Below are 14,781 nucleotides of genomic sequence, written 5' to 3' on the forward strand. Positions count from 1 at the left end.
TCATGACCGTGCCGGGCACGGCGGATTCCTTGTGAGCTTCGCACGCGAAACCGGTCCGAAGCTTGCGTGATCAGCCGAGCGGCACCACGCACAACGCGTCGTTTTCGAGGAAGGCCTGCACGGCCTTGCCGCGCGAGACGCCTTCCATCTCCTCGGCCGTGGTGTACCAGCCGTCGACGGCAAGCAACTCGGCCTCGTTCTTGCGGCAGAAGATGCGCGCCGAAATATTGCCTTCCGAGCCCGCGATCGCGCGGCCGCGCAGCGTGCCATAGACGTGGATCGAGCCGCCGGCGACGATCTCGGATCCGGACGCGACCGAGCCCAGCACGATGACATCGCCATGCGGGTGGAAGATCGACTGTCCGGAGCGGATCGGCGCCTTGATCATCAGCGTGCCGGCCGAAGGCTCATGCCGCGCCGGCTCGGCGCCCTGCCCTGATCTTACCGGCTCGGCCTTGGTTGCTTCCGGCTGGGCAGCCTTCGCGCGCTCCGCATCGAGCTTCGCCAGCTCGTCCTGAGGCGCCCGCACCTGACCCGGCTGTACGTCCTCGACAGCCGCCGTCTCGACTGTGATCTCTTCCGCCTTCGCCTTGCGCGCAGCCCTGCCCAGCAAACCTTCGGCCGTCGCCTCCTTGGCGCCGGCAAGCAGCGGCGGCAGTTCGGGGCCGAGCGCGGCGCCCTCGAGCTCGATGGCATAGACGCGGATGCCGCGCCGCGCCAGCGTGCCGATCAGCGCCGCGATCTCCTCCGGTCCCGGCTTCAACGTGTTCAAATCCAGCACCACCGGGCGGCCGGCAAAATAGCCCGGCGAGTTGCCGATCCAGTGATCGAGCCCCTCCAGCCAGTCATCGATCGGCGCCTCCGGCGTCAGCGTGAAAGCGACGAAAGAGCGGGCGCGGAAGCGGATGGATTTGTTGTGCAAAGGGGCGGCGAAGGTCACGACCAGGCGAATCCTTACTCAATGGTTAAAGGGTGCCGGGCCAATGGTTAACAAAAGGTTAATTTTAGAGGTTAGGCACGTTAAGGAACTGGCGCGGCTAAGTTTTGTGGCGGGGCGGCCACAATGGCTGCCGCCTTTAGACCCAGGCCCGCACGAGTCGGGCATGTGACCATAGAGGACCCGCCGGGCGAGACGACGCACCGGACCGCCGAAATGACGGCGGTGGCTCAGGAGCCTGCTTTGCCGCCGGTCCTCATCGGGCGGCGCCCGGAGAGGGCTTCGACCGCCTCTTCGATGCCGACGACCTGCCGTTCGACATCCTCCAGGTAGAGCCGCCCGGCAACGATCTTGCCATCGACGATCTCGAACAGCGTGACCCCGCGCGCCTCGAACGGCTGGCCGTCGCGGCGGGTACCCGACCAATGCCATTCGCTCCAGGTCGTGTCAGCCTCTTGGACCGAGCCCGTGACCGTAGCGTGGAAGTCGGGTATTCCCGCGAACATCGCCTCCCAGTTGGCGCGCATTTGTTCCCGCCCAACGAAAGCCCTGCCCGGGTGCACAGGCTGCACGCTGCGATACTTCTCGTGAATGAGAGCGGTCATAGCCTCGAGATCATGCGAGTTCATCGCCCTCACAAGTTGTTCGATCACTTCACTCATCGAAATGTCCCGGCTTATGAGGCGCCAATCCGGGGCGCCGATGGCCCAGCCCGCCGATCGGTTTGCAGTCTCAGAACTTTAGCTGACTGGTCCGGGGCAGTCCACGATTGCCATGCGGCACCGGCGATCAGGAAACGACCAGCTTCACCGATTGGTATTGGATCGCCTCGCCGCCGCCGGAGAGCGACTGCCATCCATCGCCTGAGGCCGCCCAGTACAAAGCCCGTCGATAATATTATTCCGCCCCGCCTTGCCGCATCCTCGATTGAGCGCTATGTTTTTCCAAATCGATCTTGTTGAACGAATGTTGTTTCCGCGCCTTGGCGCCCTGACGATCTTCCCTCTCAATTTCGAAGACTGCGACGTTTGGCATGAAGCCAGGCGGCGATGATTTGCGTCGATTTGAAAGGAAATCGTATGACTACTGGAACCGTGAAGTTTTTCAACACCACCAAAGGCTTCGGCTTCATCGAACAGGGCAACGGGCAGCCGGACGTGTTCGTTCACATCTCCGCCGTGGAGCAGGCCGGAATGCGCTCCCTTGCGGAGGGCCAGAAGGTGAGCTTCGACATCGTGACGAACCAGCGGAACGGCAAGAGCTCGGCGGAGAATCTCCAGGCGGCCTGACGAACGTGCATCCATGGCCTTTGACCACGGATGTACCGGCACTGGTCTTGGAGCATTAGGAGGAGGTCGGGCGTGCCCGGCCTTCTTCGTTTCAAGCAGCGAGGTAGAAAAATGGCCGAAACGGGTTTGTTCAAGCCGAAGGGCGACGCCAAGAGCGAAGCCACCGCGAAGACGGCGCGCGCAATAATCGAGGGGGAAGCGGCAGCGCGGCAAGCAAAGACGGAGCGGCTGCGCGCGGCCAGGCTCGCGCGCGGGCCGGTTGAAGCACCGCCAAAGAAGAAGCCGGCAAGGCGAAAATAGCGGCGGAGGCACGACGCCGACCTCCCCACTTGTGGGGTAGAAAGCGATTTCAACATCTTGGCCGCAGGCTAAGTGGTAGAAATCGCAAGAGAGGGATTTCGTGGGGCGCGCAGGGATTCCACTGAGACGCCGGCGGGACAGCACCCCCCTCTGTCCTGCCGGACATCTCCCCCGCAAGGGGGGAGATTAGCAGGTCCACTGCCGGCGCTCTTCCTGCAACGCTGGCGATTGGCGAAAGCCGACGCGACATCCAATCTCGTCGTCCGTGAAGAATGCGACTTCCCAGCGTCAGTTGCGGAAGGCGCACCGTTGGAGCGGGCTATACCAGCTGGGCTGCGTCGTCAGGCTATTCGCGGCCGGAGGGGTGGCGTTGCTGTGGTTGCGAGCATCGCCAGGATGAAGGCGCACAAAAGCCCCAGCCAGTTGAGCAGGAGGCTGAAGTTGTAACCGACGGCGGCGAGCACGGCGTTGTTGGCGTCGCCTTGGGCGAAGGCCAGGAAGTTGCGGCCCATGCGGTGATCGGTCTTGAGATGGCCGATGACCGGCTCGATGGCGGCCCGCCGTCGCAGCGCCCGTTTGACGGCCTTGGTGAGGCCGCGCTTGTAGCCGGCGACATGGACCTTGAAGGTCTTGTCTTTCGGGGCGTTGTGGCCGCGATAACCGGCATCGGCGACGATCTTGCCGAGGTTGGCGCCGATCGAGCTCTCGATTGCCGGAAGGATGGTGGCCAGCGTGTGGCCGTCGTAGGGATTACCGGGCAGCGCCTTGACGTGGGCGACGAACTGGCCGCCGCGGCTGCGCTTGAGCGGCGTGGCGACCGAGACCTTGACGCCGAACTCATAGGGCTTGTGGGCCTTGCCCTTGCCGATGCACTCCACCTCCGGAGCGTGCAGGGAGTAGACCTTGCGGCCCCGTTCGCGCTGGCGCTGGTCCCTGACACGGCGAGCCAGCGACAGCGACAGGCCGAAGACCTGCATCAGGCCCGGCTGCCCGGCGATCTTGCGGGCGATGTCGCGGATCACCGCGCCCAGCATGGTGCGCAGCCGCTTGAGCTGCCGGTTGGCGCGCTTGAACTGCTTGGCGTGGGCATAGCGCTGGTGCTTGATCAGCGCGAACTTGCCCACCCGCGCATAGGACTGGCGCAGCATGACGCCATGCTTCTTGGCCAGCTTGACCAGTCGCTCGCGGGCCCGCTGCATCAGCTTGGCGTCGGTCGGGAAGGTGATGGCCTTTTCCTGCACGGTGGTGTCGACGATCACGCAACGGAAGTCGGCCGGCTTGGCCGCGCCCAATCGGGTCGCCGCCGCCAGGCTCTCCTGCAGCAGCGCCATCAGCCGCTCCTCACCCATGCGCAGGCGCCAGCGCGTCAGCGACGTGCGGTCGAAGACCAGGCGGTGCTGGAAGAACTCCTCGCCGCAGAACAGCTGGTAATAGGGGTTCTCCAGCCAGCGCTCACACAAACCTTCATCGGACAGGTTGTGCATTGATTTCAGGATGGCCAATCCTGCCATCAGTCGTGTCGGTAGCGGCGGTCTCCCGGGATCGTCGTCATAGACCTCGCCAAGCCGCTCTTCGAGAAAGCGCCAGTCGATCGCCGCCGCCAGCTTCACCAGCGCATGATCCATGTTGAGGATCTGGTCGAGCCGAGCCCGCAACAGGTCAGTCTGGCCGCCGTCTCGTCGTTCCTTGGGCCGCATCGCGTGCTCCCTCGCGTCAAACCAGCCGAATCACGCGTACAGGCACGGTTACAATTTGCCAGAAATCGCCCCCCAAGACCACGATTTCCGGCAAACTCAAACCCAAAATCAGGGGAAAATCCTAAATTGAATCAAAGCCTTCCGTGTTCTTCACGGACGACAATCTCCCCCCTTGCGGGGGAGATGCCCGGCAGCGCAGAGGGGGGACGGAGTGCGACGCTGCTCCAGTTTGGATTCTTCCCCCGGAAGCCCCCTAAGCCGTCATCGGCGTCGACGCCGCCGGCAGGGCCTGCCGGACGGAGCTCGGCGCGAAGCCGAACATGCGGCGCGCCGTGCGGCTCAGATGCGCGGAGTCCGCGAAATTCGCGGCATGGGCGGCCTCGGTCCATGACGTGCCGGCGTAGCTGAGCTCGAGCGCCCGGTTGAGCCTGGTCCAGAGAAGATAGACGCGGAAGGAAATGCCGGTTTCGGCGACGAACAGGTGCCTGAAGCGGCCGGCGGAGAGGCCGACGTGGTCCGCCACGGTTTCGAGATCGAGCGGCTCGGCCAGCCGCGCGGCGATGAAGGCCGTGGCGCGGAGGACGCGCGGATCGACCTCATTTACAGGTGTGGTTCCGGAAAGGGCGTAAAGCACCTCAAGCGCTGCGGCCTCGAGCTCTTGATCCTCAACGCCGTCGTCGAATTTTGAACGCAGCCGCCGCGCATGCGGCGCGATCTCGGCCGGCGGCACGCCGACGATGCGGCCACGCCCGAAGCGGTCGATCAGGCTGCGGCCAAGCGCGGATTCCGGCGCGCAGAAAAGATGCGCCACGATCCTGCCCGGCGCCTGGAAAGTGTGCGGCAGGTCCGGCGGGATGACGGCGGCGGCATAGGCTTGCCATGGCGCGCTGTCGCTTGTCCGGAACTCGACGCGGTCCGTGAGCGCGATGCCGACCTGCACGGCGTGGTGGGCGTGCAGTTCGCTCGGTCCGAGGGCCTGCCCGATCCACAGGCTGCCGCCCGCCCAGAAGATGATCCTGCCGATGCCCGCAATCCCCATCGTCTTGGTATGGCATGAATCGCGGATAGGGACAGCCCTTACGTTCAATCCAGCGAAGACCCGGGCAGATATCTGGCGCGCCACTCAGGAAATGGAGCCAAGAAATGTCGACCAACCGCCTTACAGAACCGTCCCCCAGCCCGCGCAATCTACTCGGCTTCTCCTCCCGGCTGCTGCTTGCCGGGCAGATCCTCTACATCGCCGTCACGCAGTTCCACGCCGGCGGCGATGCCAACGACCATCATCACATCTTCGCCACCTATGCCGAAAACGCGATCTGGACGGCCGTTCATCTTGGCCAGTTCGCCGGCATAGCGATGCTGCTCGCGGGGCTGGTCACGCTGTCCTTCGTATTGGACGACGAGGACGGAACGGCGCGCTGGCTCGGTCGGGTGGGCGGCGCCGTGGCCGTTGCCGCACTCGCGCTCTACGGCGCGCTGCAGGCCGTCGACGGCGTGGCACTGAAGCAGGCCGTGAATGCATGGGCAAGCGCGCCGGAAACCGAGAAGGCGGCGCGCTTCGCCGGCGCGGAAGCGATCCGCTGGCTCGAATGGGGCATGCGCAGCTACCAGGATTTTGCAATGGGGCTTGCCTTGCTTTTCTTCGCGGCCGCGCTCGCCCGCACCGCCTGGATTACGCGGCCGGCCGGCTGGCTGATGGGCCTTTGCGGCCTTGCCTATCTGGCGCAGGGCTGGGTGGCCGGCACGCAAGGTTTTGCGCCGGCGCAGTCGGTCGCGATCGTGCTTTCCTGGGTGCTCGGCCTGGCGTGGATGATCTGGCTGGCCGTCGCCGCGCGGAGGCGTGGCGCGGCGTCTTCCGCCGCATGAAGATGGCGGCAAGCCAAGACGGAGAGGGGGAACTCGTTACGAAAGCCCCCTCTCCGTCTCGCTACGCTCGGCCCCCGCTTTCGCGAGGGCGAGGAACTCAACCGAGAGGCTGGCGGGACAGTACCCCCCTCTGTCCTGCCGGACATCTCCCCCGCAAGGGGGGAGATTGGCAGTTCCACCGCCGCCTTCTCCCTTGCGGGCTTGGAGATTGGCGAAGTCGGCGGGATATCTGATCTCCCCCCTTGCGGGGGAGATGTCCGGCAGGACAGAGGGGGGTGTGAAGGAATGAGGCGCTATTCCAGCCTGGATTCCTCGCCCTCAGCCGCATCTCGTCACGCCGCCAGCTGCACCTCGCGGGCGGCCGCGATCATCACACCGGCGAGTAGGCCGTAGGCGGCAGCCCAGGCCTCGCGCACCTCTTGCGTGAAAGCCTCGCCAAGGCCGGCCTCGAGCGTCTCGATTAGCGCCTGGCCGACGATCGGGTAATGGTGCTCCTCGACGCCGTAGCCGACGTGGCGCCTGGCAAGATCCTGGACGATGGGCAGGATGGTTTCGGCGCGGGATAGCCCATGCACGATGTAGCCGAGGGCCGCCATCAGCTCGGCGCCCTGCTTGTTCATGTCGGTCGCGCGAAACAGCGCCTTGAGGCTGCCGTCGATCGCAAACAGCTTCTCGTAGAACAAGGCGGCGGCCGCCGTCTTGATCGGCACGACCTCGCGAAAACTATCCTGCACAAGCTTGATCTGGTCGGGTGTCATCGGCGCGCTCCTCCGAGTTTTTGGCCTGCGCGAGGATCACGCCCCGACGTTTCGCAGGCATCCCGCCTGTGACGTCGATGTGTTTCAATTTTGTTTCAGGTTGCGTTCGATTTAGTTCGGTTTCTTCCGGTTGTGCCTAGCCGGCGGGGGAGATGATCGGCAGACCAAAGGGGGTGCTGTCCAGCCCTTCAGCGGTTCCTCCCCGCTGCGCACCCGCTGCGCGGACAAGGACGCCCTATTCGCACTGCCGGCGCGGGCCGCCGTCATAAGGCTGGTAGGTGTTATCCTGCGGATTGTAGGTGCGGTAGCGGCTGAAGCAGTTGTCGATGTGGTCGCCCGAAAACTGCGGGCCCAGGAGCCGATCCCTAGGACGCTGTTCCTCCGGCGAAATCTCTTCCGGCGGGCCGCCATAGGTGGTCGCGTAGCCGTCCCGTGTCGTCGCGTAGCCTTCCATCTCGGCCTGGTCGTCGGTCATCGCGCCTTGATCGTTCATTGCGGGTTGATCGGATTGGCCGGGCTGATCGGATTGGCGTGCATCGGTCGAGGCTGTGCTGTCGCCGCCCGGATCAAAATAGGGCGAGACGCAGGGGCGTAGCTCGCCGCTGTAGGAGCGGTAGCTGTTTTCTTCCGGGCGATAGCTGCGATAGCGGTTGGCGCACCATTCGAGATGCGCGGCAGGCAATTGTGCCTGCTGTTGCTGCGCCGGCGCCTGCTGCGGGTCCGCATTGGCGTCCGGCGCGGGTTGGCCGGGCTGGGAGAAGCCGGGCAACGGCTGCAACTGGCGCGGCGGCGCGGGCGGCGGTGTCGCAAGCGCGGTGGTCTGCGTGCCGGGATCCGCCTTGGCCGTCTCGTCGGGCTTGGCGGGCGCGCCGGCCGCCTGCTGGGCGGGAATGCGTTCGAGAGCCTGGTTTTTCGGATCGACGGGCTGAGCGTCCTTGGTCCAGAGTTCGGAGACACCGATCGCCGGTGTTGCCTGACGCACCGGCTTGGCGGCCAGCAGCCAGGTGGCGAAGGCGAGCCCGCTGGCGAACACGGCCAATGTCAGCACGAAGCCGCCGACAATTCCCAACAGAGCCTTCACGCGGCATCTCCTTTAAGGCCCCCGCTATAGAATGTGGGACACGGGATGGAAGTTCCTCGCTCCCAGGAAACGGAGGAGAGGAACTAGTCTCTGAGAGGTCGGCGGGACAGAGGGGCGCGCGAAGGATGACGGCGCCGCTCGGCTTGAGGTCTCTCCTACCCGACCACCTCCGTATACGTCCTCACCTCCCCGTCCTGCCCGCGAATCCGCCATGTCTCGCCTTCCCGCGCCTCGATGTGGCTCGGGCCGAGCGGCACCTTGCCGCCGCCATAGGGCAAATCGATGACATAGGTCGGATTGCAGATGCCGGAGAGGCGCTGGCGCAGTTCCGCGACCAGCGCCTGGCCTTCGGCAATCGTCGTGCGGCGGTGCGCCATGCCGCGCGCGAGGTCGCCATGGTGGAGGTAATAGGGTTTGACGCCCAGCCGATACATCAGCTCGCGGCAGAGCTCCTCCAGCACCTCGACATCGTCATTGACGCCTTTGAGCAAAACGCTCTGGTTGAGCAGGACAAAACCCGCCTGCCGCATCGTGCGGCAGGCCGCCTCGGCGGCCGGCGTGATCTCGCGGGGATGGTTGAAGTGGGTCACCACCGTCACCATCAGCCTGCCCTGCAGGGCAGCCACCAGGCCGTCCGTGATGCGCGACGGCAGCGCCACCGGCACGCGGGTGTGGATGCGCAAGAGCCGCACATGCGGGATCGCCTCGATACGGGCGCGGATTTCGGCCAGCGCCTTGTCGGGCAGCGACAGCGGATCGCCGCCGGTCAGGATCACCTCGCGGATCTCGCTGTGCCCGGCGATATAGGCCAGCGCAGGCTCCAAGGCTTCGCGCGTGTAGCCGCGGCCGATCGCGGTCAGCGACTCTTTGCGGAAGCAGAAGCGGCAATAGACCGCGCATTGATAGGTGGGGAACAGGAGCACACGATCGGCATGGCGGTGCGTCAGCCGCGGCACCGGGCTGTAGTCATGGTCGCCGATCGGATCGTCGAGCTCGCCCTCGGCGGTGACAAGCTCTTGCGGCGAAGGGATCACCTGAGCGCGGATCGGGTCGTTCGGGTCGTCCCAGTCGATCAGGTCGAGATAGGCTTTCGGCACGCGCACCTTGTGGCCGGCGGCGGCTTCCTGCGCGGCGGCGCGCTGGGCCGGCGAAAGCGGCAGCGAAGCGAGGTCGCGCACATGACGCACGCCGGCCCGGACGTCGTCCTGCCAGGCGGCGTCGGGATCGCGTGGCGAGATGGCAGGTTCTTTGAGGTCTGAGGTCATCAAAGGATCTCTGATAGTTTTGCGCGGGATATCGGCCGGATGGATGGCCGGGTCAACCACTTGGTTGCCCCAGACCGGTGGAACGTCGCGCGAGACCGGTTGAGCATGGTGCTCGGCTTGTCTCGTAGCTTTGAGCGCAACAAAATTGGGGCTAACTTGGCGCGGGCTTCGGGGCGACACGAATGGATTTCAGCGCAGGCCATGGCTACCTTCTCATCGGCGGGCTCATCCTGGTCGGCGCCGGGCTGCTGATCCTTTCGCTGATCGTCAATCTTCATGTGGCGCACAGCGTGCGCGACGACATACGCCATCGCGAAAGGCTGCTGGAATATTACCGCAACATCTTTTCGCAGCTGGGCGTGATCCTCATCGGCATCGGGGTTTCGCTGTTCATCTTCTTCTTCCAGCAGAGCTATCAGGACCAGCGCAAGCGCGAGACGGAGCTGCAGCAGGTTCTCGCCAAGCTGGCGGCGCGTGTTGCCCGCGGTGCCCCCGTCATCGAAACGCTGGGTGAGTTCGACGAGGTTCTGGATGAGGGCGGCGCTTATGTCAGTCCCGAACTCGGCGGCAACAACGCCGCGATCAGCGCCAAGGGAGCCGAGCTCGGCAAGCAGGTCGAAAAGATCCTGCTGGTCGAACGTGATGTCGATGTTCGAGATTTTGACATCCTGAACCTGTCGCGGGACCTCGAAGCCACCTTTGTCGTCAACGAGCTCGATCCGACGCTGTGGTTCAACATTGTGCGCGACGAGAACGAGATCAAATATGCCACGACGCAGCTCGGCCTCGACTACAAGGACCTGCATGACGCGATCGGCGACGAGCCCGTGGAGACGGCGGTCGCCAAGCCCGACAAGGAACAGAAGATCAAGCATGAGATGCTCGACGTCCTCTATGACGCCGACCTCCTGCGCCAGCGCAGCAGGCGGTTTCTCGGCCGCGCCTGCTGGCTCTTCAGCAAGGGGCAAGGCTTCGTCGCTCGGCCACCGGCCGACGCGATCGAGGCCGACGCCAAGTCGCAGCAGGAATGGATCGACCGCTCGAAACCGGTGCTGACGCAGTCGAAGTCTGGCAGCAGCGACTGCTTCAAGCTGCTCCACTACGGCCAGGGGTCGTGAGTGGGCTGCGCTAAAGCGCGTCGCGCTGAAACGGGCGACGCCGACTTTCGCCGCAATCGACCAACGTGGTGTTTTCGGGCAATCTCTCATCAACCCACGCCATGCGGATGTAGCGTGCGGCCGAGGGAGGATTGCCATGACCGAAATGTCAGCGGCGCTGCCGCGCTATGAGGACGCCGTGCGGCGCTTCCGCATCGAGGACGAGATCGCGCGGCTTAACGGCGATCCGGCGAACGGCATCAACGCCTATGTCGAATGCTGCGGCCGCTATACGGGACAAAACCGGCTGGCGCTGCGCGCGATCTCGGCCGGCGGCGAGTTGCGCGAATTCACCTTCGACGATCTCGCCGACATGTCGGGCCGCGTCGGCAACATGCTCAGGGATTTGGGCGTCCGCCCCGGCGATGTGGTGGCCGGCATGCTGCCGCGCATCCCCGAACTGGCGGCGCTCATCCTCGGCGCCTGGCGCATCGGCGCGGTCTACCAGCCGCTGTTCACCGCCTTCGGACCGAAGGCGATCGAGCACCGGCTGGGCTACAGCGGCGCCAAGCTGGTGGTGACCAATCCCGCAAACCGCGGCAAGCTCGACGAGGTCGAGAACCATCCGCGCGTCGCGACCATTCTCGGCACCGGCGAAGCGCATCCCGCCGGCGATATCGACTTCCGCGCCGCACTTGCCGCCGCCTCCCCCGATTGCCCCCCGGTGATGCGCAAGAGCGACGACCTGTTCATGATGATGTCGACCTCCGGCACCACGGGACACCCGAAAGGCGTGCCGGTGCCGCTCCGCGCCCTGCTCGCCTTCGGCGCCTATATGCGCGACGCGATCGGCCTTCGCCCCGACGACGTGTTCTGGAACATCGCCGATCCCGGCTGGGCCTACGGGCTCTATTACGCCATCACGGGACCCTTGCTGCTCGGCATCGCCACCACCTTCTACGAGGGCGCCTTCAACGCCAGGAGCACCTACGACATCATCGAGCGGCTGGGCGTGACGAGCCTTGCCGGCTCGCCCACCGCCTATCGCCTGCTGATGGCGGAAGGGCCGGAGGCGGCCGCCCGCATCAAGGGCAAGCTGCGCGTGGTGAGCAGCGCCGGCGAGCCGCTCAACCCGGAGGTGATCCGCTGGTTCGACGCCCACTTTGCCGCCCCCATCCACGACCATTACGGCCAGACCGAGAACGGCATGATGGTCAACAACCATCATGGGCTCGCGCATACGGTTCGCACGGGCTCGGCCGGCTTTGCCATGCCGGGCTACCGCATGGTGGTGCTCGACGATGCCGGCAACGAGCTCGGCCCCAACCAGCCGGGCGTCCTTGCCGTCGATATCGCGAATTCGCCGTTGCGCTGGTTCGACGGCTACCACCAGGCGGAGACGCCGGCGATATCGGGCGGCTATTACCGCACCGGCGACACGGTGGAGTACGAGCCGGACGGCTCCGTCTCCTTCATCGGCCGCGCCGACGATGTGATCACCTCGTCCGGCTACCGCATCGGGCCCTTCGACGTCGAAAGCGCGCTGATTGAGCATCCAGCGGTCAACGAGGCGGCCGTGGTCGGCGTGCCCGATGCGCAGCGCACCGAGATCGTCAAGGCCTTCGTGGTGCTGGCGCCAACCTACCGGGGCAGCGAGGCGCTCGCCGAAGAGCTCGCCCAGCATGTGAAGAAGCGGCTTTCGGCGCATTCCTATCCGCGCGAGGTCGAGTTCGTCACCGAGCTGCCGAAGACGCCGAGCGGCAAGATCCAGCGGTTCCTGCTGAGGAAGGCTGAGGTGGAGAAGCGGAAGGGGTGACGGGCACCGATCTCCGCTCTCGAGGGGGAGATGTCGCCGAAGGCGACAGAGGGGGTCGTCTCACATAGAGCGCCAACGTCGTCTCGCGCCGCGAAGGCCTCGGCGCTCCACACGCGGCGCCCCCCTCTGGCCTGCCGACCATCTCCCCCCTCAAGGGGCCACAAGGGGGAGATTCGCGGCGTCGACGGTCCGGTCTTTTTTTGGCCCGATCTTGTCTTCAAATGTGCGTATGTCATTGGGGCAGAACGCAGCGCGGGAGGTTTTCATCATGAGGCTGGTCTGGACGCTTCTCTTTGCGCTCGCAAGCGGCACGGCCTTGGCGGCCTCGCCGGAGGGCGACTATATCGCGGCGCGTGACAAGGCGATTTCCGACATCGCGGCGCTGGAAACCTCGAACGCTGAGGTGGAAACGCTCGATGCCGCGAATAGCAAGGCGCTGGCCGATCTCGAAGGGCGTCTTTCCGCCATTCTCGGCCCGCTGGCGGTCGAGGGTTTTCCAGCCACCGGAAAGATCAATCTCGAAAGCCTCAGCCCCGCCGATATCGGTTTCGGCATGCTCGACGGGCTGCGCTATGCCAAGAGCGACGAAGGCCCGAGCATCGTGGCGACGACGCGGGGGCTCACCGAGCGCTGGCTGCAGTCCAAGGCCAACGAAGAGGATGAAAGTCTGAAGCTGCCCGCCGGCATCGGCGAAGCCTTGAAGCTCGATGCGTTCTACACCCAGGCCATCGGCAGCGACGCCGCTTTCGTCAAGACGCTCGACTTTGCGCTGAAGAAGCCGGAAGGCGCCGACATCGCCATCGCGCGGCTCGGCGGCTGGACGCAGGATGTGGGGCCGATCTACAACCAGCAGGTCGTCGTCGCGGTGGTCAAGGGCGATCGCGTCCTGATCGCCGAAGCGCCCGCAACACCGCCCGCGCCGAAAATCGCGGCCTGCGAGGCCCTTTGGACCGCGGCGGACGCGACCGCCCAGAAATTCCAGGAGACCTATCAGGGCTCGGACCTCAAGGACCAGCAGGCCTATGATTCCGCCAACGCCGCCTGGGAAAAAGGCGACGCCGACTATCGCGCCTGCATGGGCGAGCGCCTGCCGGGCGACCCGATCTTCCCGGCGCTGCTTGCCGAGGCGCAGACGCTTGCCGACCACATGGCCGGCAAGTAGGCACCGGGGCTGCCGACGTTCAGCTTGCGTTAGCGCGGATGTTGCGCCGGCTGTTGCGCCGCGCGGTCGGGCGCACAGCCTCCGCGATGATCCCGTTTGTCACGGGCAGAACGTCCTTGCGCGACCGCGCATCCGTCACCCTGTGCAGCCGCTCATAAGGCAGCAACTCCTGGATGCGGGCATTGAGCGTCACGATCTCGGCGCGCAGATCCTCGCATTCCTGCTTCTGGATATCGAGCTGGATCTGCTCGGATGCCTGCTGCAATGAAAGCTGCGAGAGGTTGGTGCTGACCACAGACAGGTTCTTCCTGTCGATCTCACTCTCGTTCCGAAGGACGGCAAGCCTTTCCTCCGCAATCTGCCGTTCGGTCACGGCATCGTTCAACTGCGCCTTGAGCCTGGTGGTTTCGGCCGCGGCTTCGCTCTTGTCGTTCGAGGCCTGCTCAAGCCGCGATTGCAGCTCCTGGATCTCGGAGCGCAAGCCGCGCAGCTCCGCCTGGCTGCGCGCCAGCTCGGACGCGGCATCGCTTTCGGCGATGCGGGCTGTCTCGGTTACCTCGGCAAGCTTGGCCTGCGTCGTCTCCAGCGACTTCTGCAGCCGTGCCTCCTCCTTCTCATGGCTGCCGATCTGGGCCATAAGCTCGGCAATGCGCGCGGTTTCGTTGGCGTGGGTCGCCGCGAACTCGTCGAACTTGTGCCGGGCTTCGGCCTCGTGCTTCTGCGCCTGCTCCAGATCGACCGAAAGGCCGACCTGCTTTTCACGCAGCAGCTTGTTCTCGGCAGCGCGCCTGTCGGCCTCGACGGTCTTGGCGGTCAGAGCCTTGACGATCTCGCCGAATTCCGCCTCACGCCTGGCGCTCTCATTGCCCATCTCGACCAGCTCGAGCCGCACCGCCGCGAGCGACTCGCGCAGCGACTCCCGATCCTGGACAAGGCTCGCCTCGCGCTGCTGCCAGGCCTCGGCCGCGCCGTCGCGCTCGCGCTGCTTTCTCGCGGCATCCAGCAATTGTTCCGACAGGTTCTTGTGTTCCGTGGCCAGAGCGGCGTTTGCCAGCTCCAGCTCATTGGCCCGCAGCGTGTCGCGATGCAGGACATTCAGCACCTCGCGCGTCATCTGATGAGCGGTGGCGATCTCGGCCAGCCTCGCCTCGATCTCCTCCAGATGGCCCTGCCCGTCGCGGAAAAGCCCGGCCACGGCCTCCAGGGCGGCCAGCCGCGTCTGGGTGTGCGGCGTCAGCCGCGATGGCGTCGCATCAGGCTGGCCTTCGACGGGCGGATCCTCGCCGCTTGCCGCCGACGCCTCGTCGGCGTCCGCATATTCCACCAGGGATGTCTGTTCGTCAGCCGCAAGACATTCCTCGAAGGCTTCCGCAAGATCCGATTGAAGCTCTTGAAATTCCTTGTCTACGTTCTCGGCCCGCTTGATCAGGGATTTGAAATTCATAACGGCACACCTCTTACGCGCACACCCGCCGTATTACTTAACGAATTGCTAATCTATCCCTTTACCTTC

The 14,781-nt window shown here is 65.2% G+C and carries 14 protein-coding genes; 6 read left to right on the plus strand and 8 right to left on the minus strand.

Annotated features, from left to right (window positions below; translation table 11 throughout):
• Positions 1 to 70 precede the first annotated feature (70 nt).
• Positions 71 to 940 (minus strand): septum site-determining protein MinC, encoded by an 870-nt coding sequence (gene minC / locus RFN28_RS20035; protein WP_320289045.1) that lies wholly within the window; start codon positions 938 to 940, stop codon positions 71 to 73.
• Between the two features lie 227 nt (positions 941 to 1,167).
• Positions 1,168 to 1,599 (minus strand): nuclear transport factor 2 family protein, encoded by a 432-nt coding sequence (locus RFN28_RS20040; RefSeq protein WP_320289046.1) that lies wholly within the window; start codon positions 1,597 to 1,599, stop codon positions 1,168 to 1,170.
• A 417-nt stretch (positions 1,600 to 2,016) separates the two neighbouring features.
• Here RFN28_RS20040 and RFN28_RS20045 point away from each other — a divergent pair, with 417 nt between their 5' ends.
• Complete coding sequence (locus tag RFN28_RS20045) at positions 2,017 to 2,226, plus strand: cold-shock protein (protein WP_320289047.1); 210 nt, start codon at positions 2,017 to 2,019, stop codon at positions 2,224 to 2,226.
• Between the two features lie 111 nt (positions 2,227 to 2,337).
• Positions 2,338 to 2,526 carry a hypothetical protein gene (locus RFN28_RS20050; protein ID WP_320289048.1) on the plus strand — a complete coding sequence of 63 codons (189 nt, stop codon included), beginning with the start codon at positions 2,338 to 2,340 and terminating at the stop codon, positions 2,524 to 2,526.
• A gap of 341 nt (positions 2,527 to 2,867) precedes the next feature.
• On the opposite strand, the gene RFN28_RS20055 is transcribed toward RFN28_RS20050, so the two are convergent.
• Positions 2,868 to 4,223, minus strand: coding sequence for an IS5 family transposase (locus RFN28_RS20055; RefSeq protein WP_320289049.1), 1,356 nt, complete (start codon positions 4,221 to 4,223; stop codon positions 2,868 to 2,870).
• A gap of 253 nt (positions 4,224 to 4,476) precedes the next feature.
• Entirely contained in the window at positions 4,477 to 5,262 is a 786-nt protein-coding gene (locus RFN28_RS20060) for a helix-turn-helix transcriptional regulator (RefSeq protein WP_320289050.1), read from the minus strand.
• Between the two features lie 104 nt (positions 5,263 to 5,366).
• On the opposite strand from RFN28_RS20060, the gene RFN28_RS20065 reads away from it, so the two are divergent.
• Positions 5,367 to 6,089 (plus strand): hypothetical protein, encoded by a 723-nt coding sequence (locus tag RFN28_RS20065; protein ID WP_320289051.1) that lies wholly within the window; start codon positions 5,367 to 5,369, stop codon positions 6,087 to 6,089.
• Between the two features lie 332 nt (positions 6,090 to 6,421).
• On the opposite strand, the gene RFN28_RS20070 is transcribed toward RFN28_RS20065, so the two are convergent.
• The 3 genes from RFN28_RS20070 to RFN28_RS20080 form a co-directional block, all read right to left on the minus strand.
• Positions 6,422 to 6,847: a globin family protein gene (locus tag RFN28_RS20070; RefSeq protein WP_320289052.1), complete on the minus strand. Its 426-nt coding sequence runs from the start codon at positions 6,845 to 6,847 to the stop codon at positions 6,422 to 6,424.
• 235 nt (positions 6,848 to 7,082) lie between these two features.
• Positions 7,083 to 7,928, minus strand: coding sequence for a BA14K family protein (locus RFN28_RS20075; protein ID WP_320289053.1), 846 nt, complete (start codon positions 7,926 to 7,928; stop codon positions 7,083 to 7,085).
• Between the two features lie 155 nt (positions 7,929 to 8,083).
• Positions 8,084 to 9,193: a KamA family radical SAM protein gene (locus RFN28_RS20080; protein ID WP_320289054.1), complete on the minus strand. Its 1,110-nt coding sequence runs from the start codon at positions 9,191 to 9,193 to the stop codon at positions 8,084 to 8,086.
• Between the two features lie 182 nt (positions 9,194 to 9,375).
• Between RFN28_RS20080 and RFN28_RS20085 the strand changes: the two genes are divergently transcribed.
• From RFN28_RS20085 to RFN28_RS20095, 3 genes are all read left to right on the plus strand, one after another.
• Positions 9,376 to 10,311 (plus strand): hypothetical protein, encoded by a 936-nt coding sequence (locus tag RFN28_RS20085; protein ID WP_320289055.1) that lies wholly within the window; start codon positions 9,376 to 9,378, stop codon positions 10,309 to 10,311.
• Positions 10,312 to 10,447: 136 nt separating this feature from the next.
• Entirely contained in the window at positions 10,448 to 12,106 is a 1,659-nt protein-coding gene (locus tag RFN28_RS20090) for an acyl-CoA synthetase (protein ID WP_320289056.1), read from the plus strand.
• 268 nt (positions 12,107 to 12,374) lie between these two features.
• Entirely contained in the window at positions 12,375 to 13,268 is an 894-nt protein-coding gene (locus tag RFN28_RS20095) for a hypothetical protein (protein WP_320289057.1), read from the plus strand.
• 19 nt (positions 13,269 to 13,287) lie between these two features.
• On the opposite strand, the gene RFN28_RS20100 is transcribed toward RFN28_RS20095, so the two are convergent.
• Positions 13,288 to 14,712 (minus strand): coiled-coil domain-containing protein, encoded by a 1,425-nt coding sequence (locus RFN28_RS20100; RefSeq protein ID WP_320289058.1) that lies wholly within the window; start codon positions 14,710 to 14,712, stop codon positions 13,288 to 13,290.
• Positions 14,713 to 14,781 lie beyond the last annotated feature (69 nt).

The organism is Mesorhizobium album, assembly GCF_033977205.1.
GTDB lineage: Bacteria > Pseudomonadota > Alphaproteobacteria > Rhizobiales > Rhizobiaceae > Mesorhizobium > Mesorhizobium album.